Origin of the sequence: Streptomyces sp. NBC_00620 (genome assembly GCF_026341825.1) — a bacterium.
Lineage (GTDB): Bacteria > Actinomycetota > Actinomycetes > Streptomycetales > Streptomycetaceae > Streptomyces.
The window spans coordinates 4,090,981-4,117,210 of sequence record NZ_JAPENY010000001.1; the positions used below are offsets into that span (position 1 = coordinate 4,090,981).

18 protein-coding genes are annotated in these 26,230 nt (G+C 69.5%); 10 read left to right on the forward strand and 8 right to left on the reverse strand.

The genetic code is table 11. The features are described 5' to 3' along the window. The first annotated feature begins 142 nt into the window (after positions 1 to 142). Positions 143 to 1,021: a triacylglycerol lipase gene (locus tag OG246_RS18735; protein ID WP_266463459.1), complete on the forward strand. Its 879-nt coding sequence runs from the start codon at positions 143 to 145 to the stop codon at positions 1,019 to 1,021. A 118-nt stretch (positions 1,022 to 1,139) separates the two neighbouring features. Here OG246_RS18735 and OG246_RS18740 read toward each other — a convergent pair whose 3' ends face one another. After that, a complete protein-coding gene (locus OG246_RS18740; RefSeq protein ID WP_266463462.1) occupies positions 1,140 to 1,856 on the reverse strand; it encodes a PH domain-containing protein in 717 nt (238 codons plus the stop codon). Between the two features lie 121 nt (positions 1,857 to 1,977). Beyond that, positions 1,978 to 2,355: an ATP-binding protein gene (locus OG246_RS18745; protein WP_266464350.1), complete on the reverse strand. Its 378-nt coding sequence runs from the start codon at positions 2,353 to 2,355 to the stop codon at positions 1,978 to 1,980. Between the two features lie 126 nt (positions 2,356 to 2,481). Between OG246_RS18745 and OG246_RS18750 the strand changes: the two genes are divergently transcribed. From OG246_RS18750 to OG246_RS18760, 3 genes are read left to right on the forward strand one after another with little or no spacing between them, the layout of a single operon-like run. Then, positions 2,482 to 3,330: a helix-turn-helix transcriptional regulator gene (locus OG246_RS18750; RefSeq protein ID WP_266463465.1), complete on the forward strand. Its 849-nt coding sequence runs from the start codon at positions 2,482 to 2,484 to the stop codon at positions 3,328 to 3,330. Next, entirely contained in the window at positions 3,290 to 3,556 is a 267-nt protein-coding gene (locus OG246_RS18755; RefSeq protein ID WP_266463468.1) for a DUF397 domain-containing protein, read from the forward strand. The genes OG246_RS18750 and OG246_RS18755 overlap by 41 nt, the downstream gene beginning before the upstream one ends. Positions 3,557 to 3,603: 47 nt before the next feature. Beyond that, positions 3,604 to 4,104: a MarR family winged helix-turn-helix transcriptional regulator gene (locus tag OG246_RS18760; protein WP_266463471.1), complete on the forward strand. Its 501-nt coding sequence runs from the start codon at positions 3,604 to 3,606 to the stop codon at positions 4,102 to 4,104. A gap of 45 nt (positions 4,105 to 4,149) precedes the next feature. On the opposite strand, the gene OG246_RS18765 is transcribed toward OG246_RS18760, so the two are convergent. The 3 genes from OG246_RS18765 to OG246_RS18775 all read right to left on the reverse strand — a co-directional run bounded on the left by OG246_RS18765 (position 4,150) and on the right by OG246_RS18775 (position 5,803). Next, positions 4,150 to 4,815 carry an ester cyclase gene (locus OG246_RS18765; protein WP_266463475.1) on the reverse strand — a complete coding sequence of 222 codons (666 nt, stop codon included), beginning with the start codon at positions 4,813 to 4,815 and terminating at the stop codon, positions 4,150 to 4,152. 204 nt (positions 4,816 to 5,019) lie between these two features. Further along, positions 5,020 to 5,229 carry a hypothetical protein gene (locus tag OG246_RS18770; protein WP_266463478.1) on the reverse strand — a complete coding sequence of 70 codons (210 nt, stop codon included), beginning with the start codon at positions 5,227 to 5,229 and terminating at the stop codon, positions 5,020 to 5,022. A gap of 124 nt (positions 5,230 to 5,353) precedes the next feature. Then, the gene (locus OG246_RS18775; protein ID WP_266463481.1) at positions 5,354 to 5,803 is read right to left on the reverse strand and encodes a hypothetical protein; all 450 of its coding nucleotides are present in this window, start codon (positions 5,801 to 5,803) and stop codon (positions 5,354 to 5,356) included. 385 nt (positions 5,804 to 6,188) lie between these two features. Here OG246_RS18775 and OG246_RS18780 point away from each other — a divergent pair, with 385 nt between their 5' ends. Both OG246_RS18780 and OG246_RS18785 read left to right on the forward strand, forming a co-directional pair. Next, complete coding sequence (locus OG246_RS18780) at positions 6,189 to 15,230, forward strand: polymorphic toxin-type HINT domain-containing protein (RefSeq protein ID WP_266463484.1); 9,042 nt, start codon at positions 6,189 to 6,191, stop codon at positions 15,228 to 15,230. A gap of 3 nt (positions 15,231 to 15,233) precedes the next feature. Continuing rightward, a complete protein-coding gene (locus OG246_RS18785; RefSeq protein WP_266463486.1) occupies positions 15,234 to 15,548 on the forward strand; it encodes a hypothetical protein in 315 nt (104 codons plus the stop codon). A 101-nt stretch (positions 15,549 to 15,649) separates the two neighbouring features. Here OG246_RS18785 and OG246_RS18790 read toward each other — a convergent pair whose 3' ends face one another. After that, positions 15,650 to 16,249, reverse strand: coding sequence for a cysteine hydrolase family protein (locus tag OG246_RS18790; protein ID WP_266463488.1), 600 nt, complete (start codon positions 16,247 to 16,249; stop codon positions 15,650 to 15,652). A gap of 74 nt (positions 16,250 to 16,323) precedes the next feature. On the opposite strand from OG246_RS18790, the gene OG246_RS18795 reads away from it, so the two are divergent. Beyond that, positions 16,324 to 17,337, forward strand: a complete 1,014-nt coding sequence (locus OG246_RS18795; protein WP_266463489.1) for a GlxA family transcriptional regulator — start codon at positions 16,324 to 16,326, stop codon at positions 17,335 to 17,337. A gap of 113 nt (positions 17,338 to 17,450) precedes the next feature. On the opposite strand, the gene OG246_RS18800 is transcribed toward OG246_RS18795, so the two are convergent. Then, positions 17,451 to 18,059 (reverse strand): MarR family winged helix-turn-helix transcriptional regulator, encoded by a 609-nt coding sequence (locus OG246_RS18800; RefSeq protein WP_266464355.1) that lies wholly within the window; start codon positions 18,057 to 18,059, stop codon positions 17,451 to 17,453. A gap of 212 nt (positions 18,060 to 18,271) precedes the next feature. On the opposite strand from OG246_RS18800, the gene OG246_RS18805 reads away from it, so the two are divergent. After that, positions 18,272 to 19,351, forward strand: a complete 1,080-nt coding sequence (locus OG246_RS18805) for an alkene reductase (protein ID WP_266463491.1) — start codon at positions 18,272 to 18,274, stop codon at positions 19,349 to 19,351. A 128-nt stretch (positions 19,352 to 19,479) separates the two neighbouring features. On the opposite strand, the gene OG246_RS18810 is transcribed toward OG246_RS18805, so the two are convergent. Continuing rightward, on the reverse strand, positions 19,480 to 20,724 hold the full coding sequence (locus tag OG246_RS18810; protein ID WP_266463493.1) for a cytochrome P450: 1,245 nt from the start codon (positions 20,722 to 20,724) through the stop codon (positions 19,480 to 19,482). Between the two features lie 309 nt (positions 20,725 to 21,033). Here OG246_RS18810 and OG246_RS18815 point away from each other — a divergent pair, with 309 nt between their 5' ends. Then, on the forward strand, positions 21,034 to 22,203 hold the full coding sequence (locus tag OG246_RS18815) for a steroid 3-ketoacyl-CoA thiolase (RefSeq protein WP_266463495.1): 1,170 nt from the start codon (positions 21,034 to 21,036) through the stop codon (positions 22,201 to 22,203). Positions 22,204 to 22,481: 278 nt separating this feature from the next. Next, positions 22,482 to 26,189, forward strand: a complete 3,708-nt coding sequence (locus tag OG246_RS18820) for a LamG domain-containing protein (RefSeq protein WP_323178303.1) — start codon at positions 22,482 to 22,484, stop codon at positions 26,187 to 26,189. Positions 26,190 to 26,230: the final 41 nt, after the last annotated feature.

The following is a 26,230-nucleotide window of genomic DNA, read 5'->3' on the forward strand; positions in this document are numbered from 1 at the left end:
ATGCCTCTCTCATGGCATCCCCGCAAGGCCGGGGGCGGCGGCGCTGTCACGCGTTCGCGTGACATGTCCTTCTCCAGCCCGTCCCTTAATTTCGTACCAGGCCGCCCTGGGCGGAATCGACCATCAATCACGGGGGATCTTCATGCAGGGATTGCTGAGACGGCTCACGCTGTTTCTCTCCGCGGTGCTGGCACTTGCCGTCACCATGCTCACCGTCACGCCGGCCAGTGCGGCGCCGTCCCGGTCGACCACGAACACCAACACGGTCATCTTCGTGCACGGGATCCAGGGCGATCCGACCAAGTCCGGACACGACTGCCGCACTACCTGGTCCGCCGCCCGTAATCACTTCGCGGACAAGGGGTGGCGCGGAAGCCTTCTGACCTTCGGCTACTACAAAGCCAACACGAACTGCAGCCACGAGTTCCCCGGGAACAAGGACACGCCGATCAGGGTGGTGGCCCAGGCATTCGCCAACTACGTCTACGACAACTTCTCAAAGCCCTCGAAGGGGAGCAAGAAGATCGACGTCGTCGCCCACTCCATGGGTGGTCTGGTCGTCCGTGCCGCGCTGCACTACACCAAAATCCACGCCGCGGGCTTCCCGGATTACCTCTACATCGAGGACGTCGCGACGCTCGCCACCCCCCACGGCGGCAGCACCAACGACGGCCTCTGCAGGTTCGTGTGGCAGCAGTGCAAGGACATGCGGCCGAGCAGCGCGTTCCTCGATTCGCTCCCGAGCACCATGCCCGACTCCGCTATGAGTGGTGGCACCGACTGGACCACCATGTCGGCCTTCCACGACGGCTACGTGTCGGAGTCCTCCGGTATCGCAGGTACCGCGGAGCACGAGATTCAGTACAACGACAGCCGGGTCGGTCACGTGAGCTTCCCCAAGCTCGCCACCGGAACGTACAACTCGCGGATCAAGAACAACTCCACGTGGACCAGTTGGAACCGGTACGCCGCTCCTGTGGAGATGGCACGCATTGCGGTGTACCGCCCGTCCACAGCCTGAGTCCCGCAGCCCGCGAGCGTCATCGGGAAGCCGGTGGCAACACGCAGTGAACGAGGGGCGGTCGTCGTGCGGATGGCGACCGCCCCTCTTTCGGGTCGTCCGCATGACCGCCGGAATGTCAGCCGCTGGGGCGGCGGTTGCGGTACGTGGAGAGTGCGGTCAGTACGAAGATGAAGGGCAGTCCCAGTCCCATGACCGTGAGCGGGGACAGGATCGACTCCAGCCACTCCGGGAGGTCGACGAAGAGTGGGAGCAGCATCAGTACGGTCAGCGGGATGAGCGCGATCATCGCGACGGCGAACCCCGCCATGAGGGCCGCCTGGCGGGCATCGCGCCGGTCGATGCGAACGGCGGCCGCCGGGTCAGGCGCCCAGTCCTCACCGCGCAGTTCCTGCCATGCCTCCAGCAGCAGCGTGAGTTCACGCTCGACGTTCACATGAATGTCGTCGACGAACGGCAGCAGCACCTTGGCGCCATTCCGGTCGTACGCGTGCACCAGCACGCTGGCCGCACCGCTCTGCGCCGCCCCCGCCGCGCTGAACTCCGACCTGATGTCCTGGATGTCCTCCCATGCCAACCGCCGGTGCCTGATCATGCCGCGCACATCGAGCGCCTTGATGTTCGCGCTGGTGGAGCAGCGCAGGGTCGCGTAGAAGAGCCACCCGAAGAGCAGCACCCATCCCAGGAGGAAGAGGTACTTGAACGCGGCGGGTAAGTCGTCGGCGGTCACCATGGGCAGCACCACGGCCAGTGTGCCCACGACCATCACCCCGAGGAACGCGTTCCTCCGGGACGGTCTCATCCGGTACTCGCGCGGCAGTCGTTCGTATCCCACAGTGACCCCCCCTGGCTCGGCATGGCCCACCCGTCGGCATATGCCATGGGGCACCATGGTGAAGCTCCAACTACCCTGTGTCGAGGGGTTGTTGTGACTTCGGGACCATTCCGGGACGCCTCTAATGCCTTTCGTCCTCCTTGGCCGCAGCGCACTCGAACCACACCGTCTTGCCGCCTCCGGTCGGCTCCACACCCCACTCGTCGGCCATCGCCTCGACGAGGACCAGGCCTCGGCCGCCCTCCGAGTCACCGTCGGGGGCCGAGACGGTCGGGAGGTCGGCCGAGCTGTCCGACACCTCGACGCGGACGCCGTACGACTGCCGCAGGACCAGCAACTCGCAGTTGCGGTCCGGGACATGACGCAGAACGTTGGCGAGCAGCTCGGTGACCGCCAGGCCGACGGGGTCGGTCAGGTCCGGCATGCCCCAGTGGCGGAGGTAGGCGCGGACGATCCGCCGTACGTGACCCGCCGAGTGCTCGCCGACCGTGAAGCGCATGCCGTACTGGACGGGTGGGGGAGGGAAGAGTTCGTTCACAGGACGATCGTGGCGGCCGTTCGCTACGCTGAGCTACCGACCGAACACAACTGGCTCGTAAGCCGAGTTGGGTGAGAGGGGCCGTCCGTGACCAACATCAGCGTCCTCGATCCGAGCGCGTCGCCGCTCGATTACTACGGTTTCGAGCTGCGGCGGCACAGGGAGGCCGCCGGGCTCACGCAGAAGGAGTTCGGAGACGTCGTCAACTACACCGGGTCGCTGGTGGGACAGATCGAGACGGCTCGGAAGCTGCCGACGGATGTGTTCAGCGAGCGGGCGGATGCGGCGTTGGGGACCGGGGGGTTGTTGTCGCGGTTGGTGGGGCTGGTGTTGAGGAGTCAGCTTCCGGCTTGGTTCCAGCAGGTGGCGGAGCTTGAGGCTCGGGCGATCGAGATCTGTACCTTCCAGACGCACATGGTGCACGGCCTGTTGCAGACCGAGGCGTACGCGCGTGCCGTGCTCGGCGCTCTGGACTCCAGCAGGCTCGACGACCGGACCGCCGTACGGCTGGCGCGGCAGCGCATCTTCGAGAAGGCCGAGCCGCCGGTGCTCTGGGCGGTCATCAGCGAAGCCGCGCTCTACCAGGAGATGGGCGGTCCGGAAGCCATGCGGGGCCAACTGGCCCGGCTGTTGGACTTCGAGGAGAACCCCCGGATCAACATCCAGGTGCTGCCGTACTCGGCCGGTGCCCATGCCGGGCTGACGGGGTCCTACAACCTCTACCGCTTCGCGAGCGACCCGGACATCGTCTACACCGAGGGTTACGGCGTGGGGCATCCGACCGCCAACCCGGACACTGTCAAGGACTGTTCGCTCCGTTACGATCATCTTCAGGCCGCCGCTCTCTCCCTCAGGGATTCGGCGGGGCTGATCCGGCACGTAATGGAGGAACGCTATGAGGAGCAACGCGGTTCCGACCGGGATTCAGTGGCGTAAGTCCAGCTACAGCAGCGACCAGGGGGGCGACTGCGTCGAGTGCGCGCCGCTCGGCACCGTGACCTGGCGCAAGTCGACGTACAGCAGCGACCAGGGTGGCGAGTGCGTCGAGATCGCCTCAACCCCCTGCGCCACCATCGCCGTTCGCGACTCCAAGGTCCCCGACGGTCCCGCCCTCACCCTCACCCCGGCCGCCTTCACGGCCTTCGTCGCCCAGTTCGGATAACGAGAGGCTCGGGGCTATCGCTTGAGCGATCAAGTAACGTGTCGTCCATGACGAGCGGTACAGACCAGTCGGGGGCGGCCGGCGAGCACGCGGACCTGTGGCTCAGTCCGGGCGAATTGGAGTCGTGGCTGTCGGTGGCCAGGCTGGTCACCCGGCTGCCCTGGGCCATTGACGCGCAACTGCAGCGCGACGCGGGCCTGAGCATGGCCGAGTACATGTCCATGGCGATCCTGGCCGACACGCCCGAGCGGACGATGCGGATGAGCGAGCTGGCCGAACGCGTCAGCTCCTCGCTCTCCCGCCTGTCGCACCTGGTCAAGCGACTTGAGAGCCGTGGCTATGTCCGGCGCGAGCCCGATCCCGTGGACGGGCGCTTCACCAACGCCATCCTGCTGGACGACGGGTTGCGGAAGCTGGAGTCGGCCGCACCCGCTCATGTCGCCCACGTACGTCACTTGGTGGTGGACAACCTCTCGGCCGAACGGCTGCGCCGCCTCGGCCAGGACGCCAAGCGCATCCTTGAGCGCATCGACTCGCCCGCACGCTGAACGGCACCGGTCGGCGCGGACGCGCCGACCGGTGCCGGGTGCGGATCACTGGATCCAGGGCGCCTTGTAGGTGCCGGTGTCGTTGAGGAACGCGGTGAAGTCCTCGGAGGCCCATTCCTCGCTGATCTTGCCGTTGCGCAGCTTGTAGAGGTCGATCGCGTCCCACTGGACCTTGCGTCCGCTGGCGGGTATGCCCAGCAGGGGGCCTTTCTGCGTACCGGTGACCACCAGGCGGACGACGACCTCGTCGCCCCGGCCGAAGATGTCCTTCACCTCGGTGTGCAGGTCGGGGATCGCGGTCACCACGGTCGTCATCAGCCCGGCGACGTTGTCCCGGCCGGCCACGGTGCCGACCGTCCCGCCGTGCCACTGCATGTCCTTGGTCAGGTACCGGGTGGCGTGACTCCCGTTGTGCTGGTTGAGGACGTCCTCCATGAACCCCTCCACCACTCGCTTGTTCGCCGCGACCTTCGCGGACTCGTTCCAGTGGGACGCTGCCGCCGCGGCCAGTCCGTCGGGCCGACTGGCGGAAGGCTTCCCGTTCGCCATGGCCCCTGCGGTGGTCAGGCCGCCGACCGTGGCGGTGAGGGCTGCCCCCAGGGCGATGCGCTGCCAGATCTTCATGACGATCTCCTCGTTGACGCGTCCCCGGGAGGGGGCGGTGCGGTCGGGCTGAGGCTTGAGCGCCAGCTCGTGGAGTGACTTTAACATTCAAGTCATTGGCGCCCGCAAGGCGAAGAATGTCACTCAAGTAACGGGAATGAAGCTGGAGTTAGGTAGGTTGTCGATTGAATGCTCAAGTGCAATTCGGTGATGGAAGCCCCTCCGTGAGTGGCCTCTCGGAGGGTTGGAAACACGATCGAACCGGGCGCAATCGAACCGGGCGCAACCGAACCGGCAGCGCCCGGTCGAGGCTCAGCCGCCCGCGAAGGTGGTCGTGGCCGTGGCAGTCACCAGTTCTTCCGTCGTCACGACCCTCGCGAAGTCGCCTCCGTGCAGCGTCACGGCGGTCGCGCCGCTCAGTTCGTCGGCGGCGGGGTTGTTGCGCGGGATCGAGGACGCCATCTCGTCGAAGCCCTGCTGCACGTCCACCACTATCAGCGCCGCGTTCTCTGTGATCTCCATACGGACTGCCTTGCCAACCCGCTCACATGCTGTTGGCGGCGTGCTTGCCGGACGGCAGGTGCGCTGAGACGGACCTTGCGGCGGGGCGGGAGCGTACCCGGTCAGGCGCCCCGTGTGCCGGAACCTACTCGGCCGCCGCGCAGGTGCTCAGCGCCGAGATGGCGCTCTGGACCTGGTCCGGCAGGGTCTTCATGTCGGGGCTGCGGTTGTGCTTGGCGCTGTCGGCGAGGCCGCGGTAGACGGTGCTCAGCTGCTCCGCCGCCTTCTTGGCCTCGGGGTTCTTGATCTTCTCGGCGTCATCGGCGAACTGGTCCGCCGCGTCCTTCAGATCGGTCTGCGCCTTGGTCCGGTCCTCGGCGTCGGTGGTGATCTTCTGGCCCACGTCGTCGATGTGGGTCATGGTCGCCCGGCACGGTCCGCCCTTGCCCGGGGTGGTCGAGTAGTCCCGCGGGCCCTTGCTCGCCGTGGATGCGGCCTCCGGGTCCGACTCCGACGAGGAGCAGCCCACCGCCGCGACGAGTGCGAAAGCGGTCAGCGCGACCGCGGCCAGTCTGCGGCCCGTGTTCCCTGACATGAAGTTAACCCCCTGCGATGGATTGGCGGTGGGGAGTTGACCACGATCATGACGTGACGTCAACATCCCGATGCGTGGAGCCAGGATGGCGATCGTGAGGGGGCGGTGTCCGTCGTGGAGGGCCGCGGTCCGGCTTGTCCCGAAGGTCGGACGGGCGGGAGATTCGGCGCGTTCGCGCGGCGGGAAGGGTCTGCTTTGTCGCGACATGTTCGCGCGGTGGGACGGGTCGCACTTCGTCGCGGAGCGCCCGAATCACCCATAGAGCGCCAATTTTGACTTGACCTCAAGTTTATTGTCCAGCGCGGTATTTGTCGTTGCTGCGGAAATCTTGCTCCAGTAGCGTGCCCTCGCTTTGGATCTTGTAAATTCAATCGAGGGCGGGGTTTTGACCTTCATACGTACCGGCCGAAGATCGGCCGGCTCGCGCACAGCCGCGACCGCGATCGTCCTGGCGATCGCCGCGTCGACCGTAGGCACCACCATAGGAAGGGCCGACGCCGCGACCGCGGCGTCGGCCGCGGCGTCCGCCGAGTCCGATCTGGAGACCCGCGAACAAGCGATGTCCGACGCCGCCGACGCGCGCGCCGAACAGGCCATGTTCGCCCGCATCATGCACAGTGGCGGCCCGGCCATGAAGGCCAACGCCGGCGAGTGGCTCGCGGGAAGCGACGAAGGCCCCTGGGCCGGCTGGAACGTCTACCTCGGGTCCCGCTCCAAGGACATCGTCCTCGACAACGACGGCGAGGAGACCGACAACTCGGGCCTGGGTGAAGGCATCGGGCCGGTCGCGCAGAGCGCCCAGGCCACCATGGCCAACGGCCAGCTCCACGTCGGCATGCTCACCCGCGACGGCAGCGTCTACGACAACGTGCGCTACCCGGACGGCACCTGGACCGGTCCGATCCTGATCGACGGCGGGACGAACACCACCGCGATCGCGGAAACCGCCCTCCCCAACGGCGAGCTGCACTTCGAACTGCTCTCCGCCGACGGCAGAGTGACCGACCGCACCTACAAACCCGACGACTACCCCGGCTACTTCATGCTCAACGGGGGCGTGAAGAAGGTTCTCTTCGACTCCCTGCCGGGCAAGGTCAAGGGCCTCGCGGCGACCGGTACGTCGACCAACGAGCTGACCCTCGCGATGCTCACCGGTGACGGCAAGACATGGGGCAACGTCCGGCACAGCGACGGCTCCTGGACCGGTACGGCCGTGATCGACGAGGGCACCGCCCCCTCCTCCGCCGTGGCCCTGGCCACCACCGCGAGCGACCAGGTCCACCTGGAGATGCTCGGCACCGACCACACCGTCCGTGACCGCGTGCGCGGTTCGAGCGGCACCTGGGCCGCCGCCACGGTCGTCGACTCCACCGGCAAGGCCCGCGCCCTGTCGGCGGTCTCCGTACCGACCGAGCGGCTGCACGTCGCCACGCTCACCGACACCGGTACGGTCATCGACCGCACCCTTCAGGACAACGGCAGTTGGGCCACGGCGACGGTGACCGCGCCGCACGCCACCGCGTTCTCCCTCGGCGCCCAGCCCACCGGCGAACTGCACGTCCAGGCCACCGCCGACGACGGGCGGCTGTGGAGCACCACCCGCGCGGTCTCCGGCACCTGGAGCACGCCGTACGTGGTGGACGGGGCCTTCGGCCACGCCAGGGACCTGCAGCTCGCCACTCTGCCCAACGGCGACCTGCACGAACTCACGCTCGCGGACGACGGGACCGTCTGGGACCAGGTCCGCGGCGCCTCCGCCGACAGCTGGACCTCGGCCCTCTCCGGCTCGGTCGTCGTGGACGGTTCCGGCAAGGCCCGCGCCGTCGCCGCCGCGGCCACGACCGACGGCAATGTGCACGCCGTCGTCATCGACGAGAGCAACACCGTACGTGACTACGTCGGCCACCCGGACGGCAGTTGGGCCGCACCGGTCGTCGCCGACCAGACCGGCACCGCCCGCGCCGTCTCGGCGGTCGGCACGCCCGACGGTGAACTGCATCTGGGCGTACTCAAGGCGGACGGCACCGTCCAGGACACCGTCCGTCACACGGACGGCAGTTGGACGAGTTCGGCCGTGACCACCCCGCGTGCCGACGTGCTCGCCCTCGCGGCCACCCCGGCCGGCGAGCTGCACGTCTTCGTCTCCGGAGACGGCGACAAGGTGTGGGACACGGTCCGTGGCACGGACGGCACCTGGGCCGCGGCCAAGGCCGCCTCGACCGGTTCGTACAAGGCCGACGCCATCGCCGCGACGGGTCTCGCGGACGGCCGGGTCCGCCTGGTCGCCCTGGACGCCGCGGCCGGGACGTACTCCGCCCATCTGGGCGGGACCAACGGCAAGTGGTCCATCGAAGTGGGCCAGTTGGGCTGGCCCCTCGCGTACGCCAAGAGCGTGTCGGTGACCCAGCTCGCCAACGGCGACACGCACATCAGCGAGTTCTCCGAGCCGCAGGTCGACGACGCGTTCACCGTGGACGACCGAACCGCGAGCGCCTACGACTCCGCCCGGGCGGCCACCGACACCGGGCTCGAGGAGTTCATCAAGCCGTACGCGACCTCCTCGGACTACGAGCTCCCGCAGTACGACACCGACGTCACCGACTTCATGTCCTCGGCGGGGATGTTCCAGCGCGACTGGACCAACCTGTGGGCGACGCCGGAGGTGGTGAAGGCGAGCCAGGAGGCCCAGGACCGGGTCACCGAGATCGTGCAGGAGATCATCGCCGAGAACGACGGCGAGGACCCGCTCGGCATGTACACGTTGCTCGGCTCGCTGACCAACAGCGGGTCCGCCGACGACGTGCGCCGCTTCATCCAGTACCACGGTCTGCCGACCGTCGCCCCGCCCAAGGGTTCCCCGGAGTTCGAGGTCGAGGTCGAGGCGCTGAAGGCCCGCTGGTCCAGCGGGGACACCTCCAACCCGACCGACTGGAACCACGTCCTGGTCGAGGTGGAAGAGGTCGCCTCCAGTGAATGGCAGGCCGAACAGGCCGCGCAGGCCGAGCCCCGCAACGACATCGTCGACGCGGAGCAGGGGGCACTGACCTCGCTGGAGACCGGCGCCCGCGCCATGCACCAGGCGCTCGGCTACGGCTGGGCCGCGAACCAGCTCCTCACCTGGCAGGCCAACCCGTCCCTGCGCAAGACCGGCACGGGAGCGAAGACCACCGCCCAGGCTGTGGCCGACCTCGCCACCATCAAGGAACTGGTCACCGGACAGGCGCAGGTCGCGCGGAAGGCCGCGAACGACGCCGCCACCGCAGCGGCGAAGGCCGACGCCGCTGTGGAAGCGGCCAAGACGATCGCCCATCGTGACGGCACTCCGCTCGGACGTGGTCTGTACTACGCCCAGCAGTCCGCCCAGGTGACCAAGGCATCGGCGGCCGCCGCGCTCGCCACCGCGAACGCGCTGGACACCGCCGTCGCCGCGACCGACGCCTCGGCGGCCGACAGCGCCACGCTGCTGGCCAACGCCCAGGCGCAGTCCGCCGCCGCTCGTGCGGAGTTCCTGCGCGAGTCCGCCGAGCAGTCCGCCAAGGACGCGGCCGACCTCGCCGCCGACGCCAAGAAGCGAGCCGACGAGGCCGCTGCCGCAGCCGCCCAGGTCGCCGAGGCGAAGGCGACGGCCGTCCAGGCCCAGGCCGACGCCACCGCGGCGAACACCCGCGCGAAGACCGCGGCCGCCAATGCCGAGACGGAGCGGCAGAACGCCGCCACCGCCAAGGCGACGGCCCAGACCGAGCGCGACAAGGCCGGGGTGGCGCTGAAGAAGGCGCTGGAACAGGGCAAGGAGGCCGCCACCAAGCGGACGGACTCCAACACCGCCGGCTCCGACGCACGCAAGCTGGCCTCCGCGGCCGAGCAGGCTGCGGCGAAGGCGGCCGTCGCCCGTGACAACGCCGCCTCCGCACAGCGGAAGAAGGACGTCGCGTCCGCCAACGCCCAGGCGCTCGCCGCAGCCGCGGTGGCCGCCGAGGGAACCTCGTCCGCGGCGGCGGCCAAGGCCGCAGCGGAACGTGCCGCCGAGGCGGCCGAACAGGCCAGGACCGTGGCCGACACGGCGGCGGCCGACGCCCAGTCCACCAGCGAGGCATCGATCGCGGCCCGCAAGGCGGCGACCGACGCCGCTGCCGCGGCGGCGCGCTCCACCACGTGGGCCGCCGACGCCGACGCCAACGCGCTGATCACGTTCCACGCGGCGATGTCGGCCGAGTCGGCTGCCGCGACCGCGATCGACAAGGCGGCCACCGCCGCCCAGAAGTCCGTCGACGCCGCCGGTGACGCCACCGACGCGGCGCAGGCGGCACTGGCGGCCAACTCCAAGGCCGTAGAGGCGGGTCAGCAGGTCGACGCGGCGCTCAGCGCGTCCGCCGAAGCCGCCGGAAAGGCGTACGCGGCAGGCCAGGCCGCCGACGTCACCCGGGCCGCTGCCGCGCAGGTGGCCGCCCCGGCCACCTCCGCGATCGAGCTCAGCGCCCCGTACGCGGCGACGGACTCCTCCGCGGGTCTGGCGACGCTGGTGTCGCAGAGCGCCCAGACCCTCGCCGAACAGCAGACCGCGGCCGCCGACGCGAACGCGGCCCAGGCAGCGACCGTCGCCCAGCAGGCGCAGGACGCGGCGGACCGGGCGACCGGCGACGGAAAGCGTGCCGCCCAGGCAGCGGCCGACGCCGCCGCCTCCGCGGCCGAGGCGGCAGCCTCGTCGGAAGCGGCGCAGAAGTCGTCGACCTCCGCCGAGAACGACGCCAAGGCCACCGAGGACGCGGCGGCGAAGACCGCCGAACTCGACGCCGAGGCACAGGCCACGGCCAAGGCGGCATCCGCCTCCGCACAGGCCGCCACGGCCGACGCGCAGGCGGCCGACTCCGCGGCGAGCCAGGGCGAGAAGGACGCGGCAGCCGCCGCCGCGACAGCGGCCACGGCCGGCGCGGACGCCACGAACGCACAGGAGGTGGCCGACAAGGCGGCCAAGGACGCCACCGCGGCGGAGAAGGCCGCGGAATCCGCCGCCGAGGACGCGACGAAGGCCGAGAACGCCGCCGCCGACGCCGAGGAACAACTGCGCAGCGACGAGGCGGCGCTCGCCGCACAGGTCGCCGCCGCGCAGGCGGCCGCCCAGGCCAAGCACGACCTGGACGCCCGCGCGAAGATCATGGACGACCAGGCCAACATCCGTATCGGCCGGGAGAACCTCGCCTATCTGCTGCACGTGGGCGGTGTCGCCTCCAAGACACTGGCGGCCACTCGGCTCGCCGGGTCCGGCCAGATCAGCTCCACCACAGCCCTGTTTGACCAGGACGTGTGGGATGCCTGGGACGCCGACGTGCAGGAGGCGCGCGACCAGTCCGAGGGCATGACAACGCGGACCGACGAGCGCCAGGAGACCGTCTGGAAGTACTTCACCTCGGACTTCGCCAACTCGGAGCCCCAGTACGACACCGCGGTCACCTCGTTCCTCAACCCGGGCACCGTCTACCAGCGGATCGGCTCGGCCGTCGGCTGGGGCCGTCTCGCCCAGGTTCCGCAGGCCAGCCCGGCCGCCCAGGCCAAGGCCACGGAGATCCTCCAGGAGAAGATCGACGCCGGGGGCTGGTACGGCTGGTGGCAGCTGATGCTGGACAACCAGCAGCTGCGAGGATCGGCCGACGACGTCCGTCGCCTCATCCAGTACAAGGGCTACCCGACCGTCGCCCCCGAGAAGGGGACCGCCGAGTTCGAGGTGGAGGTCGAACGCCTCAAGACCCGCTGGGCGAACGGTGATCCGACCAACCCCTGGGACCCGTTCCAGGTGATGGTCGAGGTGGAGGAAGTCGCCTCGGCGCAGTGGGAGGCCGAGTACGCCGCTCAGGCCGGGGACCGCAACAAGATCGCCAACGCCGAGATCAAGGCGCTGAAGGCCCTGCAGTCCAGCGCCGTCGCCATGCACGACGCACTGGGCAACGCCTGGGTCGCCAACAACCTGATGGAGGCCGAGGCCGACCCGAACAGCGCCTGGAACACCTTCATCAAGGACTGGCCGACGACGATGGGCGGGAACTTCTCGTCCGACGGCAAGCCGGTCTCCGTCACCGCGGACCTGGCGACTCTGAAGAACCGGGTCGACGCACTGTCGGCCACGGCCACGCAGAACGCCAAGGACGCCAAGGCGGCGGCCGCCGCGGTCGTCGCAGCTGAGGACGAGGCCGCGCAAACGGCGGAGTCCGGCGGGGTTCCCGAGGGACGAGCCCTCGCCTACGCCAACCAGTCGGCGCAGGTCACCAAGTCGGCGGCGGCAGCCACCGAGGCGACCTCGCTCGCCATGAAGACCGCCGTCGCCGCGACCAACGCCACCGTCGCGGACAGTGCCGCCCTGCTGGCCAACGCCAGCGCCCAGGCGCACGCCGCACGGGCCGCCTTCCTGCGGGAGACGGCACAGGACAGCGCGGAGAAGGCGGAAGCGGACGCGGTCGCCGCGCACGGCAAGGCCGTCGCGGCTGCCAACGCCGCAGCCATCGTCGCCGCGGACAAGGCGAAGATCGGTCCGCTGGAGACCAGCTCGAAGGCGGCTGCCGCACGCGCCGAGAGCGCCGCGGCCACCGCCGCTGCCCAAGGCCAGAAGGCCGCGACAGCACGGGCGACCGCGGAGTCGGAACGCGACAAGGCCGACGCCGCCGAGGCCGACGCCCAGGTGCAGGCCGCGACAGCGGCCGAGCACGAGTCCGCCGCGGCGTCCGAGGCCGATCGGGCCGCGGGCGACGAGGCGACCGCGGCGCAGGCGGAGCAGGACGCCGCCGCAGCCAAGACCCGGGCGACCGCCGCCCGGAAGGCGATGGACCAGGCGCGGGCCAACGCCGCTGCCGCCGACGCGGCTGCCGCAGCCGCCGTAGGAACCAGTGCGGCCGACGACGCCGCCGCTGCGGCCAAGCAGGCACGGCTGGAGGCCAATGCCGCTGCTCTGGCAGCGGATCAGGCCAACACCGACGCCAACGACGCCACCGCGGCAGCCGCCGCGGCACGGTCGGCGGCCACGGTGAGCACTGCCGCCGCGGCGAAGGCCACGGAGGCGGCCAAGGTCGCCGACAAGGCCGCCGCGCAGACCTCGGCCAACGCGGCCGAGGGACACGCCCTGGCGGCCGAGGCGATCGAGCAGGCAGGGGTCGCCGCGGACAACTCCGACGCGGCCCAGGCCCTGTCGAAGGACGCCGCCAAGGAAGCGGACAACGCCAGGGTCGCGGCCGAAGGCGCCCGCGACGAGGCGGACGGGGCGGCTTCCGACAGCGCCACCGCCACCGGTCAGGCGCACGCCGCTGCTCAGCAGGCGGAGATCGCCCGTGACACCGCGAACGCGGTGACCGCCCCCGCGGACCAGGCCATCGAGCTCGGGATCGCGTTCGCGGCCACCGACGCCACGGCCGGTCTCTCGGTGGTCGTCTCCGACGCGGCGAAGACCCTCGCCGAGCAGGAGGTCGAGGTGGCCGAACTCCGCGCCGCCGAGGCCGAAGCGTTCGCCGAGGCCGCACAGGACGCGGCCGACCGCGCCGACGCCGACGCCAAGCTCGCCGCCCAGGCGGCGGCGGACGCGGCGGCTTCCGCAGCCACGGCCGCACGGGAAGCGGCCAACGCCCTCAAGTCGGCCACCCAGGCCGCAGCAGACGCGAAGGAGGTGAAGGCCGGCGCGGAGCGTCTCGACGTACTCAACTCCAAGGCACAGACCAGTGCGTGGGAGGCGAACGTGTCGGCGAGCGACGCCCGGACCGACGCCGCCGCCGCACGGTCCGCGGCGGACGAGAGCGAGCTCGACGCCTCGTCGGCACGGGACGCGGCCAGCAGGGCACAGACCTCGGCCGACAACGCGGCCGAGGACGCCGACGACGCGGAGACGTCCGCCGAGATGGCCGCGAAGTCCGCGGCCAACGCCCAGGCGGACGCCGACGAGTCCGAGAAGATCGCGGAGGCCACCACCCAGCTCGAAGAGGACCGGACGCCCTCCGCGAGCCAGCCGACGAGCGGCGAGCTGGACAGCGAGCTCCCCGGAGTGGTCGTCGAGCCGATCGATCTCAAGCAGACCGCGCAGGCGACCGACCAGTGCAGAGCCAACTCGAACATCGGGCACTGCACCATGCCGGTCGACGTCACCATCACCGGTACGGCGATGTTCTTCCTGGTCACCTGCGCGGATGCCGAGGCCACGGCCGCGCAGTGCATAGCGTCCGGCCACTACGAGAAGGACTATCTGGACAAGGCGAAGATCGACTTCACCGAGCACCGGATTCTGGACGTCAACGTCTGGGAATTCGATCTGAACCTGGCGAAGGCCATCGGGTACGCCCTGGTCAGTGACTTCATCGGCTGCGCCAAGCACTTCGATCTGGGTAGCAGCGACTGCCAGTGGGCCATCGCCTCCATCGCTCTGCCGGTGATGCTCAAGGCCGTGGTGAAGGGTGCGGCCGCGCTGCGGATGGCCATGGCCATCGGTGACATGGTCGGCATGGACGCCGCCCTGAACGTCCTGACCAACCTGGCCAGGACCGGTGCCATCAACGCGATCACCTTCCGCAACCTCAGGAACGCGTCCCTGGTGATGCGGCTCCGGGCTCTCGCGGCGGGCACGACCTGCGTGGCGCTGCACAGCTTCCCCGCCGGTACGCAGGTGCTGATGGCGGACGGCAGCACCAAGTCCATCGAGGAGGTACGTGTCGGGGACGAGGTCCGGAGTGCTTCGGCCGGCGGCGATTCCGTGTCCCGCACCGTGGAACACACCTTCGTCACCGAGACCGACACCGAGTTCACCGATCTCACCGTCACCACGGCCGATGGCCCACAGGTCATCACCAGCACGCAGAACCACCCGTACTACGACGTCAGCCGGGGAGCGTTCGTCGACGCCTCCCAGCTGTCCGTGGGTGACCGTCTGCAGACCACCGGTTCGCAGACGGCGGTCGTTCGCGCGGTGCGCAACTACACCGACACGATGGTCACGTACGACCTGACGGTCAACGATCTGCACACCTACTTCGTGGTGGCCGGGGCGGTGCCCGTCCTGGTGCACAACAACGCCTGCCAGGAGGTGGCGCTCGACGCCAACACGCTGATCTCCATCTTCTCCGAAGGCCACGGGGCCCGGGTCGACGCCGCGCTCGCGGGCCGGAAGCCGGTGATCTCACCCCAGGCGTTCAAGGAGGCCACGGTGAAGCGCCCCGAGAGCGTGGTGATGCAGTGGATCACCGATCGCGGCGGACGTATCGGGTCGGAGGCGAGCGATGACGTCGCGCAGGCTTTCCAGGAGTACCTGCAGGAACTCTGGAAGGCCGGCTACAAGCCCGTACTCCATGACGAGGACGCCGCTGTCCTCGCCTCGGCTTTCGAGGACGGGCTGCCGATGATCACCAATGATGTGAAGTTCTACAAGAAGCTCGACCTGTTCAACTTCCCGAATGAGAGGTACTGAGACGTGAGCGTGTACGACCGCCTCTTCGTACCGCGCCCGGCTCCGTGTCCCCGGTGCGGTTCCGAAGCGGAGTTGGTGATCCAGTTCCACTTCGGAGACACCGACCACCACAAGTTCCACATCGGCGACTCGATCGCGTGGTCGGAAACGGCCATCGGGTCCCCCCGGACGGGCCGCTTCGAGATCCCCGGCTATGCGGAGGGGTGCCCCTCGTGCGGGCTGGAGGACGAGGGCTTCTATGTCGTCGAGTTCGACGGCGATGTGATCACCGGCTACCACCGGGCCACCGAGGAGGAGATGGAGGGATTCGAATGGTGAGTCCCGGGGCCTGACGGATCCGCCCCGGGACAGCCGACGACACGGCGGCCCCCGCCCGGTTCATTCCGGGCGGGGGCCGCCTCCGTCTCGGGCCCCAGGCATCAAGCCGTGGATCCGGGCTGGGCCGCAGCCAGCAGCTCCTTCGTCGTCACCACCCGGGCGAAGTCCCCTCCGTGCAGCGTCACGGCGGTCGCGCGGCTCAGTTCGTCGGCCGTCAGGTGCCAGCCGAACGGGCCCGCCTGGTCGAAGGTGTACGTGGCGTCGAAGGCGAACAGGACGTCGTAGCCGAGGTTGCCGCCCATGCGGGCCGTGGTCTCCGCGCACATGTTGGTCTGGATACCGGCGATGGCGATCTGGTTGATGCCCGAGGCCTTGAGCCAGGCGTCCAGGTCCGGGGCGCCGTAGAAGGCCGAGTTGACGGTCTTGGTGATGAACAGCTCCGGGCCCTTGCCAAGGCCGCGCCGCTGCTCGACGTACTCCTTGAAGTCGTTGCCCGGGTACCCCGGCCTCAGGGGCGAGTCCGGCTTGGTCGAGTCATGTCGTACGAAGACGACCGGGCGGCCCGTGTCCTGCCAGGCCGCGATGAGGGAGGCGATGTTCTCGTCGGCGCCGGGGTTGTTGCGCGGGATCGAGGACGCCATCTCGTCGAAGCCCTGCTGTACGTCCACCACTATCAGCGCCGCGTTCTCTGTGATCTCCATGCGGTCCATCGTGCCGCCGTCCGGCCGCTCACCCCAGGGGGCAGGAAGCCAGCGTTCGATGGTTTACTGCCAGGGTGACCCAGTCGACGACACGCGCCCATCGCATCGCGCTCCTCGCCTTTCCCGGCGTCCGGGCCTTCGACGTCAGCATCATCACCGAGGTGTGGGGTGTGGACCGTACCGACCGTGGCGTACCCGCCTTCGACCTGCGCCGGGTCGCCGCCGACCCCGCCCCCGTGGCGATGCGCGGCGGACTCGCGGTCACCCCGGACCGGACGCTGGCCTGGCTGCCGCGGGCCGAGCTGATCGTGGTCCCGGGGCTCGATGATCATGTGACGCCCGCGCCCGGACCCGTGCTGGAGGCGCTGCGGCGTGCCCATGCCCGGGGTACCACCATCGCGGCGCTGTGCGGCGGTGCCTTCACGCTGGCGCAGGCGGGGCTGCTCGACGGGCGTCGCGCGCTGACGCACTGGAATCTGATCGACCTGCTGCGGGAGCGGCATCCGGGGGTGCGGGTCGAGCCGGACGCCTTGTTCGTCGAGGACGGCAACATCTGGACGGCCGCGGGGACGGCCGCCGGGATCGACCTGTGCCTGCACCTCGTCCGTACCGTTCATGGCGCGGAGGCCGCCGCGGCGGTCGCCCGTTCGATGGTCACGGCGCCGTTCCGGACCGGCAGCCAGGCCCAGTTCATCGAGCATCCGGCCGCACCCGCGGACCCGGACGCCGACGCGCTGGCCGCCGTACGCGAGTACGCGCTCGGGCATCTCCACGAGCCGCTGACCGTGCCCCGGCTCGCCGCCCGCGCCGGGATGTCGCCGCGTTCCTTCGCACGGCACTTCGCGGCGGCGACGGGGTCAACTCCGGTGCGCTGGTTGCTGGATCAGCGGATCGCGGCCGCGCAGAGGCTGCTGGAGCGGACCGGTCTTGCCATGCCGGAGGTCGCCCGGCGGGCGGGGTTCGGGAGCGAGGTCACCATGCGGCAGCACTTCGCGGCGCGGCTCGGGACGAGCCCGCGGGCCTACCGCTCGTCGTTCGCGATCCGGCCGGTCTCACCCGTCCAACAGTCGGAGTCACCCGCCCAGTAGCCGGATTCAACCGCCCAACATCCGGCCTCACCCGCCCAGTAGCCGGATTCAACCGCCCAACATCCGGACTCGCCGGTCCGGCCGGTCTCACCCGTCCAATCGGCCTCGCAGGTTCAGGAGGGAGCGCCCGACTGAGGTTCGGTCTGGGCTTCGGCGCCGCGACCTGGGCCTGCGCCCGTGCCAGTACCGGCCGCCGCGTCGGCCGTGATGGTCACGGCCAGCTCCGGACAGCCCGCCGTCTCCGTGCACAGATTCGTCTCGACCTTCGCCAGCAGCCTGGCCAGCTCGGCACGCTCGTCCGTGTCCAGCCCGGCGAGCGTGTACTCCTCCAGATTCGTCCAGGCCGCCGTCACCTCGGCGTTCAGCGCGCAGCTGTCGTCGGTGGCCTCGACCATCACCGCGCGCCGGTCCGCAGAGTCGGGGCAGCGGCGTACATGCCCGGTCTGTTCCAGGCGCTGGAGCATCTTCGTGACCGTCGAGGGATCGAGATCGACCGCCTTGATCAGCTCCGACTGCCGAAGGGGACCGGCTTCCCACAGGCGCATCATCAGATGCTCCTGACCGGGGTAGAGGCCCGCGCCCTTGAGCACCCTGCCCATCGCGATGCGATGGAGTCGCGCGACCCGGGAGAGGGCATGGCTGACGGGACCGCCGCGGGCCGCCGCGGGCAGCAACTCGGCGGTACAGGCGGGGTCTTGTGGCGCCCCGGGAGTGGCGGACAACGCGGCCTCCTTGCCCAGGTCCCCACGGCGACGGGGGATGTCCGTCCGCCGTGGTGCCGCGCTCTGCGCGGCGGCGATCCAGTGGCCCGTACGACCCCCGGTTGAGATACCGATGGTACTCACCCAAATATAACATTGGTCGGCCAAGTAATGCGCTACAGTGTCTCCCGGCGTAAATGTTTGGCCGACCATGTAACTCTCTGGGAGCGTCTATGACCACCGCGTTCGACCCCATTGAACTGTCCGGCACGCGGCTCGCGAACCGCATCGCCATGGCGCCGATGACCCGCAGCCGCGCTTTCGGTGAGGGCCTCACGGTCACCGAGTCCACTGTCGAGTACTACAGCCAGCGCGCCTCGGCGGGCTTGATCGTCACCGAGGGCATCCAGCCCTCCGTGCAGGGCCAGGGCTACCCGAACACGCCCGGCCTGCACACGGACGAGCAGGTCGCCGCCTGGCGCAAGGTCACCGACGCCGTGCACGCCAAGGGTGCGCGGATCTTCGCGCAGATCATGCACGCCGGGCGGATCGGCCACCCGGTGCTCTGGCCGGGCGAGGAGCGGGTCAGCGTCGCGCCCTCCTCCGTCGCCCCCGACGGACAGCTCTACACCCAAGAGGGGCCGAAGGACTTCATCGCGCCGCGCGAGCTGGACGCCGGCGAAATCCCCGCCGTCATCGAGGAGTTCGTAGATGCGGCGCGCAACGCGGTCGCGGCCGGCTTCGACGGCGTGGAACTGCACGGCGCCAACGGCTACCTCATCCACCAGTTCATCGCGGACAACACCAACCTGCGTACCGATGAGTGGGGCGGCTCGGTCGAGAACCGCATCCGCTTCGCCGTCGAGGTGACCAAGGCCGTTTCCGCGGCGATCGGCCCTGAGCGGACCGGGCTGCGCATCTCGCCTGGGAACCCTTACAACGACATCGCCGAGACCGACCCGAAGGCCACCTACCCGGCCCTGGTCGAGGCACTGGAGCCGCTGGGCCTCGGCTATCTGCACATCGTCGAGATGACCCCGGGCTACCGGGACATCACGCTGGAGCTGCGCGAGCTGTTCAGCGGCACGTTCATCCTCAACCCGGCGACGGAGGGCCCGACCGATCACAAGGCGCTGGGCCTGGTGGAGGACGGCGTCGCGGACATCCTCGCCTTCGGCGCGCTGTTCCTGGCCAACCCGGACCTGCCGGTCAGGCTGAAGAGCGAGGGTCCGTACAACGCCCCGGACCCCGCCTCGTTCTTCGGCGGCGACGACAAGGGCTACACCGACTACCCGACGCTCGGCGAGAGCTGAGGGGGCACGGGGACTACGGGGGTAACGGGGGACTACGGGGGATACGGGGTAGCGGGGGCGCCCGCGCCTTCCGTGAGACGGGCCGACGGTGCCGGGAGGCCGTCGGCCCGAGCTCGGTTGACGGCGTGTCAGGTATGGCTGACCTGGAGTTCCTTGACGCCGTTGAGCCACGCGGAGCGGAGGCGGCGGGGGGCGCCGACCAGGCGGAGGTTCGGCATGGCGTCGGCGATGGCGTTGAAGATCAGGTCGATCTCGAGGGTGGCGAGGGACTTGCCGAGGCAGAAGTGCGGGCCTCCGCCGCCGAAGCCGAGGTGGGGGTTGGGGTCGCGGGTGATGTCGAAGAGTTCCGGGTGGTCGAAGATCTCGGGGTCGTTGTTGGCGGAGGAGTAGAAGATGCCGACGCGGTCGCCCTTCTTGATCTGCTGCCCGCCCAGTTCGGTGTCCTGGGTCGCGGTGCGCTGGAAGGAGATGACCGGGGTCGCCCAGCGGACGATCTCCTCGGCGGCGGTACTCGGGCGTTCGCGTTTGTAGAGGTCCCACTGGTCGGGGTGGGTGAGGAAGGCGTGCATGCCGTGGGTGATGGCGTTGCGGGTCGTCTCGTTGCCGGCGACGGCCAACAGGAGGACGAAGAAGCCGAATTCGTCCGAGGCCAGGTTGCCTTCGTCCTCGGCCGCCACCAGCGTGCTGACGATGTCCTTGGCCGGGCACTGCTTGCGGTCGGCGGCCAGGTTCATGGCGTACGAGATGAGTTCGGTGGCCGACTCGGCGCCGACCTCCTCGGTGATCGCGTACTCCGGATCGTCGTACGCCACCATCTTGTTGGACCAGTCGAAGATCTTGGCGCGGTCGTCCTGCGGGACTCCGATGAGCTCCGCGATCGCCTGCAGGGGCAGTTCGCTGGCGACCTGGGTGACGAAGTCGAAGGCGCCGTCGGGACCCGCGCCGGCGATCGCGTGCTCGACGATCGAACCGGCGCGGGCGCGCAGGGCCGCCTCCAGGGAGCGGATCGCGCGCGGGGTGAAGCCGCGCTGCACGATCTGCCGGACCCGCGTGTGCTCGGGCGGGTCCATGTTGAGCATGATCAGCCGCTGCATCTCGATCGTCTCGCGCGGCATGTGCTCGTGGAAGCGGATGACGGCGGTGTTGAGGAACGAGGAGAACAACTCGGGGTGTGTGGACACGTACTTGACGTCCGCGTGGCGCGTCACGGCCCAGTAGCCGTCGTCCTGGAAGCCCGCGACACCTGGCTGTTGGGGGATCCAGTGGACCGGTTCCGTCCCGCGCAACTCGGCGAACTCGGGGAGGGGTATGCGGTGGTGCACCACATCGGGGTCGGTGAAATCGAACCCGTCGGGCAGCGCTGGACAGGGCATCGGCAACTCCCGCCGTTCAGACGGCCTTCTGGTCTTCTGGTCTTCGCGATGACTTCTGACGGTTCATCAGGAACGGGAAACTGCCGTGAAGGTAGTAACGGGTTCTACAACTAGCAAGAGGCGCGGCGACCCGAATCATGTGTGGGATCTGTACGGAAGGCGACTTCCACGGCTGCACGACCCTTGCGGCGCGGGGGGTTGGCTCAGCAGACTGCACACAGAACTAGAACGCGTACTAGTTCGGCGCGGCGGGTGGCCGGGACGCCCGCGCCGCGCGGGTGGACAGGCCCAAGGAGAGGACGAGCCCCCATGGTCGCGGAACCCGTCATCGTCGAAGCCGTACGCACCCCCATTGGCAAGCGGGGCGGCGCGCTCGCCAATCTGCACCCCGCCTACCTCCTGGGCGAGACCTACCGTGAACTCCTGGGCCGCACAGGCATCCAGGCCGACTGCGTCGAGCAGATCGTCGGCGGCACGGTGACCCACGCCGGCGAACAGTCCATGAACCCCGCCCGTACCGCCTGGCTCACCATGGGCCTGCCGTACGAGACCGCCGCGACGACCGTCGACTGCCAGTGCGGCTCCTCGCAGCAGGCCTCGCACATGGTCGCCAACATGGTCGCGGCGGGCGTCATCGACGTCGGGATCTCCTGCGGCGTCGAGGCGATGTCGCGGGTGCCGCTGGGGTCCGGATCCAAGCACGGTCCTGGCAAGCCGTTCCCCGACGAGTGGAACGTGGACCTGCCCAACCAGTTCGAGGCGGCGGAACGCATCGCCCGCCATCGCGGACTGACCCGCGAGAACGTCGACTCGCTCGGACTGATCTCGCAGGAGCGCGCCGCCATCGCCTGGTCCGAGGAACGCTTCAAGCGCGAGACCTTCGCCGTACAGGTGCCCACCACGGAGGAGGAGCAGCGGGCAGGGCAGGGCATGTGGCGGCTCGTCGACCGGGACGAGGGGCTCCGTGACACGACCATGGAGGCGCTGGCCCGGCTGAAGCCGGTCATGCCCACGGCCGTCCACACCGCGGGCAACTCCTCGCAGATCTCCGACGGCGCCTCCGCGATCATGTGGGCGTCCAAACGGATGGCACGCGCGCTGAAGCTGCGCCCGCGGGCGCGGATCGTGGCGCAGGCGCTGGTCGGTTCCGATCCCCACTTCCACCTCGACGGGCCGATCGACGCGACGCGGGCGGTGCTCGGGAAGGCCGGCATGTCGCTGAAGGACATCGACATCGTCGAGATCAACGAGGCTTTCGCGTCCGTGGTGTTGAGCTGGGCGCAGGTCTTCGAGCAGGACCTCGAGAAAGTCAACGTCAACGGCGGCGCGATCGCGCTCGGGCATCCGGTGGGGGCCACGGGGGCGCGGCTGATCGCGACCGCGCTGCATGAACTGGAGCGGCGGGACAAGGAGTTCGCGCTGGTGACGATGTGTGCGGGTGGGGGACTGGCGACCGGGACGATCATTCAGCGGTTGTAGTCCGCCGGGTGATGAGGCGGGGCGGTCCAAGAGGAAGCCGTTGGTTCGAAATACCGGCCTTTGGATCGCCCCGTACTCTGTTAATTCCCTATTGGTTAACGGACTGTTCAATTCCGATCTCTTCGTCGGCGCGCGATCGATCAGTTGTCCATTGAAACCTTGACGGTGTGCGTTCAATCTGAGTACAACTGTGGCCTCAATGTGAAAGCTGTGCGGCTACGGGGGCTGTTGTGCTGTCAGATGTGATGCACCGTCATGTCGGCGTACGAAGAGGGAAGTTGCGTGATGTCGCGGTCCTCGTGACGTCCATGGCCGTACTGGTCGGGATTCCGGCCGGTGTCACGTCGATCGCCCCGGCGGCGCACGCGAATTCACTCTCCGCCGATTCCGCTGGTTCTCCGAAAAACCTCTCCGAGGGTGAAAAGGCCGCCGAGAAAGCGGTCGAGACCGGCGAACGTGTGGAGATCGCGGGAGAACGCACCGAATACACGACGACATACGCGAATCCGGACGGTCTCACCTTTTCCCTCAGCCAGTCCACCGTGCCCGTCCGTGTGCAGCAGAAGGACGGATCGTGGGCCGAGCCGGACGCGACCCTCGTGCGGCGGTCGGACGGCACCGTAGGCCCGAAGGCGGCGGTGGCGGACGTGTCCTTCTCCGGCGGGGGCGACGGCGCCGACCTGGTGGCCGTCGAGGAGAGCGGCAGGTCGCTGACGGTCGGCTGGCCGGGCGAGCTGCCCGAGCCGACCCTGGAGGGCGCCTCGGCGGTGTACGCGGAGGTGCTGCCCGGAGTGGACCTGCGGCTGACCGCGACCACCGAGGGCTACCGCGAGGTGCTCGTCGTCAAGACGCCCGAGGCGGCGGCCCACGAGGACCTGACGAAGCTGGACTTCCCCGTCGAGACCGAGGGGCTGACCCTGCGCGGCGGGACCGGCGGCGGCCTGGACGCCGTCGACGAGAACGGCAACGCGGTGTTCCGTACGCCTGCCGCGCGGCAGTGGGACTCCGCGGGGGACGCGGCCACGTCCGGGGCATCAGGAGTGTCCACGATGTCGCTGGCCGCCGCTGACGACGAGCCTGTCCAGGACGGCGACGGCGAGTCCGCGCCCGACCCGACGCAGGGCCCCGGTGACGGCGACGCATCCGCCGTCCTGCCGGTCACGGCGGACACCGACTCGATCACCGTCGTGCCCGACGCCGGGCTGCTGACCGGTGACGACACCGTCTACCCGCTGTACATCGACCCCGACGTGTCCTGGAGCGAGTCCGAGCGGACGCTGCTGTCCTCGGACGGCGACACCTTCTACAACTTCTCCGGCGGCTCGGACGGCGAGGGTGTCGGCTACTGCGGCACGTACGTCACCGGCGGCGTCGGCTACTACTGCGGCTCGGGCTACAAGCAGCGGATGTACTTCGAGTTCGCGCCGACCGCGCTGCGCGGCAAGCGGGTCCTTGACGCCACGTTCCGGGTGACCGAGCGCTGGTCGATGTCGTGCGAGAAGACGACGGTGCAGCTCGTCCGGACGCCGAACATCTCGTCGGCGACGAGGTGGCCGGGCCCGACCACGAGCTGGGACATCATGGGCGACCGTACGGTCTCGGCCGGCCGTGGAACGGCGTGCGACCCGGACCAGCCGGACGCTCCGATCGAGTTCAACGACGACCCGGCGCAGAGCTACGAGAACCTCACCAACACGGTGAAGGCGTTCGCGGCAGGCGGCTTCTCCCGGCTGACGCTGATGCTGAAGGCGTACAACGAGTCGGACCCCAACGGCTGGAAGCGGTTCGACGACGACGCGGTGCTGGACGTCACCTACGTGGGCGTCCCGGCTCCGCCGACCAGCCCGGGCGTGCTGTCCGGGGAGATCTCCTCCTGCGAGACGGACGCGGCCGATCCCGATGTGCTCTCGGACCCGACGCCCACGCTCACCGGGGTGGTCCAGACCCTCGCCGGCGGCGAGAACGACGCGAACCTGCGTGCGCACTTCTACGTGCAGAAGAAGAACGGCACCGCGTGGGACCTGGTGACCGAGCCGGTGCGGCCGGTCAGCCCCGGGTACGTCAACGACAACCAGAAGGTGTCGGTCAGTTCGCCGATCACGCTGACGGACGGCGGGACGTACCGGATGGCGGTGTTCACCCGCTCCTACTACAACAGCGGCAACAGCTATCTGCAGTCCTCCAGCACGGTGACGACCAAGGGCTGGTGCTACTTCAAGGTCGACACGACCGCGCCCAAGGCACCGCTGATCACGTTCGGCAGCCCTTACTCGCTGTGCACGGCGAACGCCTGCGAACCGGCCGGCGGCCCCGGCGTGAAGGGCAAGTTCATCTTCAACCCGGCGGCGGGTGACGCCGCCACGGTCGTCGCGTACCGCTACAAGTTGTCCTCGTCCAAGACCTGGTCGGCCGCGATTCCCGGAACGACAGCCGTGACCAAGGAGATTCCACCGGAACTGGCCGGCACCCAGGTGCTCCAGGTGCGGGCGCTGGACAACGTGGGCAGCGGACGCTGGGGCGCCATCGCGAGCGTGCGGTTCAACGTGCAGGAGAGCCAAGGGGCCACCGGGCGCTGGCAGTTCAACGACAGCGCGGTCGGCTCGGGTGAAACCGTCGCGTCCGACTCCGCGACGACTGCGGGGACGCGCCACCCGGCGACCCTCTACACCACCGGCAGCGGCTGGTCGTCGCTGGGACGACGTGGCTCCTCGGACCGTTCGCTGTGGCTGAACGACGTGGTGGACCCGACCCGGCACGAGGGATACGCCGCGACCTCGGCCGCCGCCGTCAACACGCAGTCCTCGTACACCGTTTCCGCCTGGGCGTACCTGACGGAGAACACCGACTACCGCACCGTCATGTCCCAGACGGGCAGCGACAGTTCGGGCTTCTCCCTCTACTACTCCTCCGGCGTCAAGAAATGGATCTTCCGCTTCAACTGGACCGACAGCAGCGGCACTCGGCAGTACGTCGCCGCCGGCGCGGACGTGGCGGGCGTACCGCTGCGCGTGTGGACCCACGTGGCGGGCGTGTACGACGCCGACGCGAAGACCATCCAGCTGTACGTCAACGGCCGGCCCCAGGGCACCCCGGTGACCGTGCCCGCGGGCGGCGAGAAGCAGACTCCGGACGGGGCCCTGCAGTTCGGCCGCGCGAGCTATGTGTCCGGCACGTACGTGCAGTACTGGCGGGGCCGTATCGACGAGGCCGCCGTCTTCCAGGAGGCGCTGCAGCCGGGCGACGTGGCCAAGGAGGCCAGGCTGCTCGACTCCACCGACACGGCCACGGCCACCGAACTCGTGGGCGCCTGGAACCCGGACGGCGCGAGCGTCACCGCGACCACGCTCGCCGACACCCTGACCGGCTACACGGAGCGCACGCTCACCCTGTCCGGGGGCGCCTCGATGGACGGTGAGGCGATCGTCCTGGACGGCACGAACGACGCGGCCACGGTCACAGGCCCGGTCGTCGACGACACAGGTTCCTTCACGGTCACCACCGAGGTCGAACTCGACCAGGCCGTGCTGAACACCAAGGGCACCGGCTACATCGGCCAAGTGCTGGGCCAGCGCACCGCGGACGGCTCGGCCTGGGGCCTCTGGTACGAGCAGACCGGCACCGAGACCCGGTTCGACGACGACGACAACCCCTACGAAGTCCCCGTCGGCTTCTGGCGGTTCGGCCGCCTCGCCGCCGACGGCACCTTCACCGCCGCGGACTCCGACGAGGCAGCGGTGGTCGGCAGCCGGGTACGGCTGACCGGGGTGTACGACGCACAGGCCGGCACCGTCGCCCTCTACCTGGACTCGACACAGAACGACACGGACACCCCGTACACCGCTGTCGTCGGCTCCGGTGAATTCGCGGCCGGCAAGGCGTATGTGGGCAGCGCCTGGGGCCACTACTTGCCCGGCCGGATCTCGGACATCCGGATCTGGGTGGGGGCGGCGGCGGACGGTACTCAGGTGGACACGATGACCGGCTGACGGCCGTACGCGCCGGGCGCCCGCCGACCTCAGCGGGCGCC

What these genes read in the sequence shown, in the direction of transcription:
- OG246_RS18805 (WP_266463491.1), top strand. Translation starts at nt 18,272, where the DNA reads ATGACCACCGCGTTCGACCCCATTGAACTGTCCGGCACGCGGCTCGCG.
- OG246_RS18745 (WP_266464350.1), bottom strand. Translation starts at nt 2,355, where the DNA reads ATGCGCTTCACGGTCGGCGAGCACTCGGCGGGTCACGTACGGCGGATC.
- OG246_RS18815 (WP_266463495.1), top strand. Translation starts at nt 21,034, where the DNA reads ATGGTCGCGGAACCCGTCATCGTCGAAGCCGTACGCACCCCCATTGGC.
- OG246_RS18760 (WP_266463471.1), top strand. Translation starts at nt 3,604, where the DNA reads ATGACGAGCGGTACAGACCAGTCGGGGGCGGCCGGCGAGCACGCGGAC.
- OG246_RS18765 (WP_266463475.1), bottom strand. Translation starts at nt 4,815, where the DNA reads ATGTTAAAGTCACTCCACGAGCTGGCGCTCAAGCCTCAGCCCGACCGC.
- OG246_RS18810 (WP_266463493.1), bottom strand. Translation starts at nt 20,724, where the DNA reads ATGCCCTGTCCAGCGCTGCCCGACGGGTTCGATTTCACCGACCCCGAT.
- OG246_RS18790 (WP_266463488.1), bottom strand. Translation starts at nt 16,249, where the DNA reads ATGGAGATCACAGAGAACGCGGCGCTGATAGTGGTGGACGTACAGCAG.
- OG246_RS18775 (WP_266463481.1), bottom strand. Translation starts at nt 5,803, where the DNA reads ATGTCAGGGAACACGGGCCGCAGACTGGCCGCGGTCGCGCTGACCGCT.
- OG246_RS18735 (WP_266463459.1), top strand. Translation starts at nt 143, where the DNA reads ATGCAGGGATTGCTGAGACGGCTCACGCTGTTTCTCTCCGCGGTGCTG.
- OG246_RS18770 (WP_266463478.1), bottom strand. Translation starts at nt 5,229, where the DNA reads ATGGAGATCACAGAGAACGCGGCGCTGATAGTGGTGGACGTGCAGCAG.
- OG246_RS18755 (WP_266463468.1), top strand. Translation starts at nt 3,290, where the DNA reads ATGAGGAGCAACGCGGTTCCGACCGGGATTCAGTGGCGTAAGTCCAGC.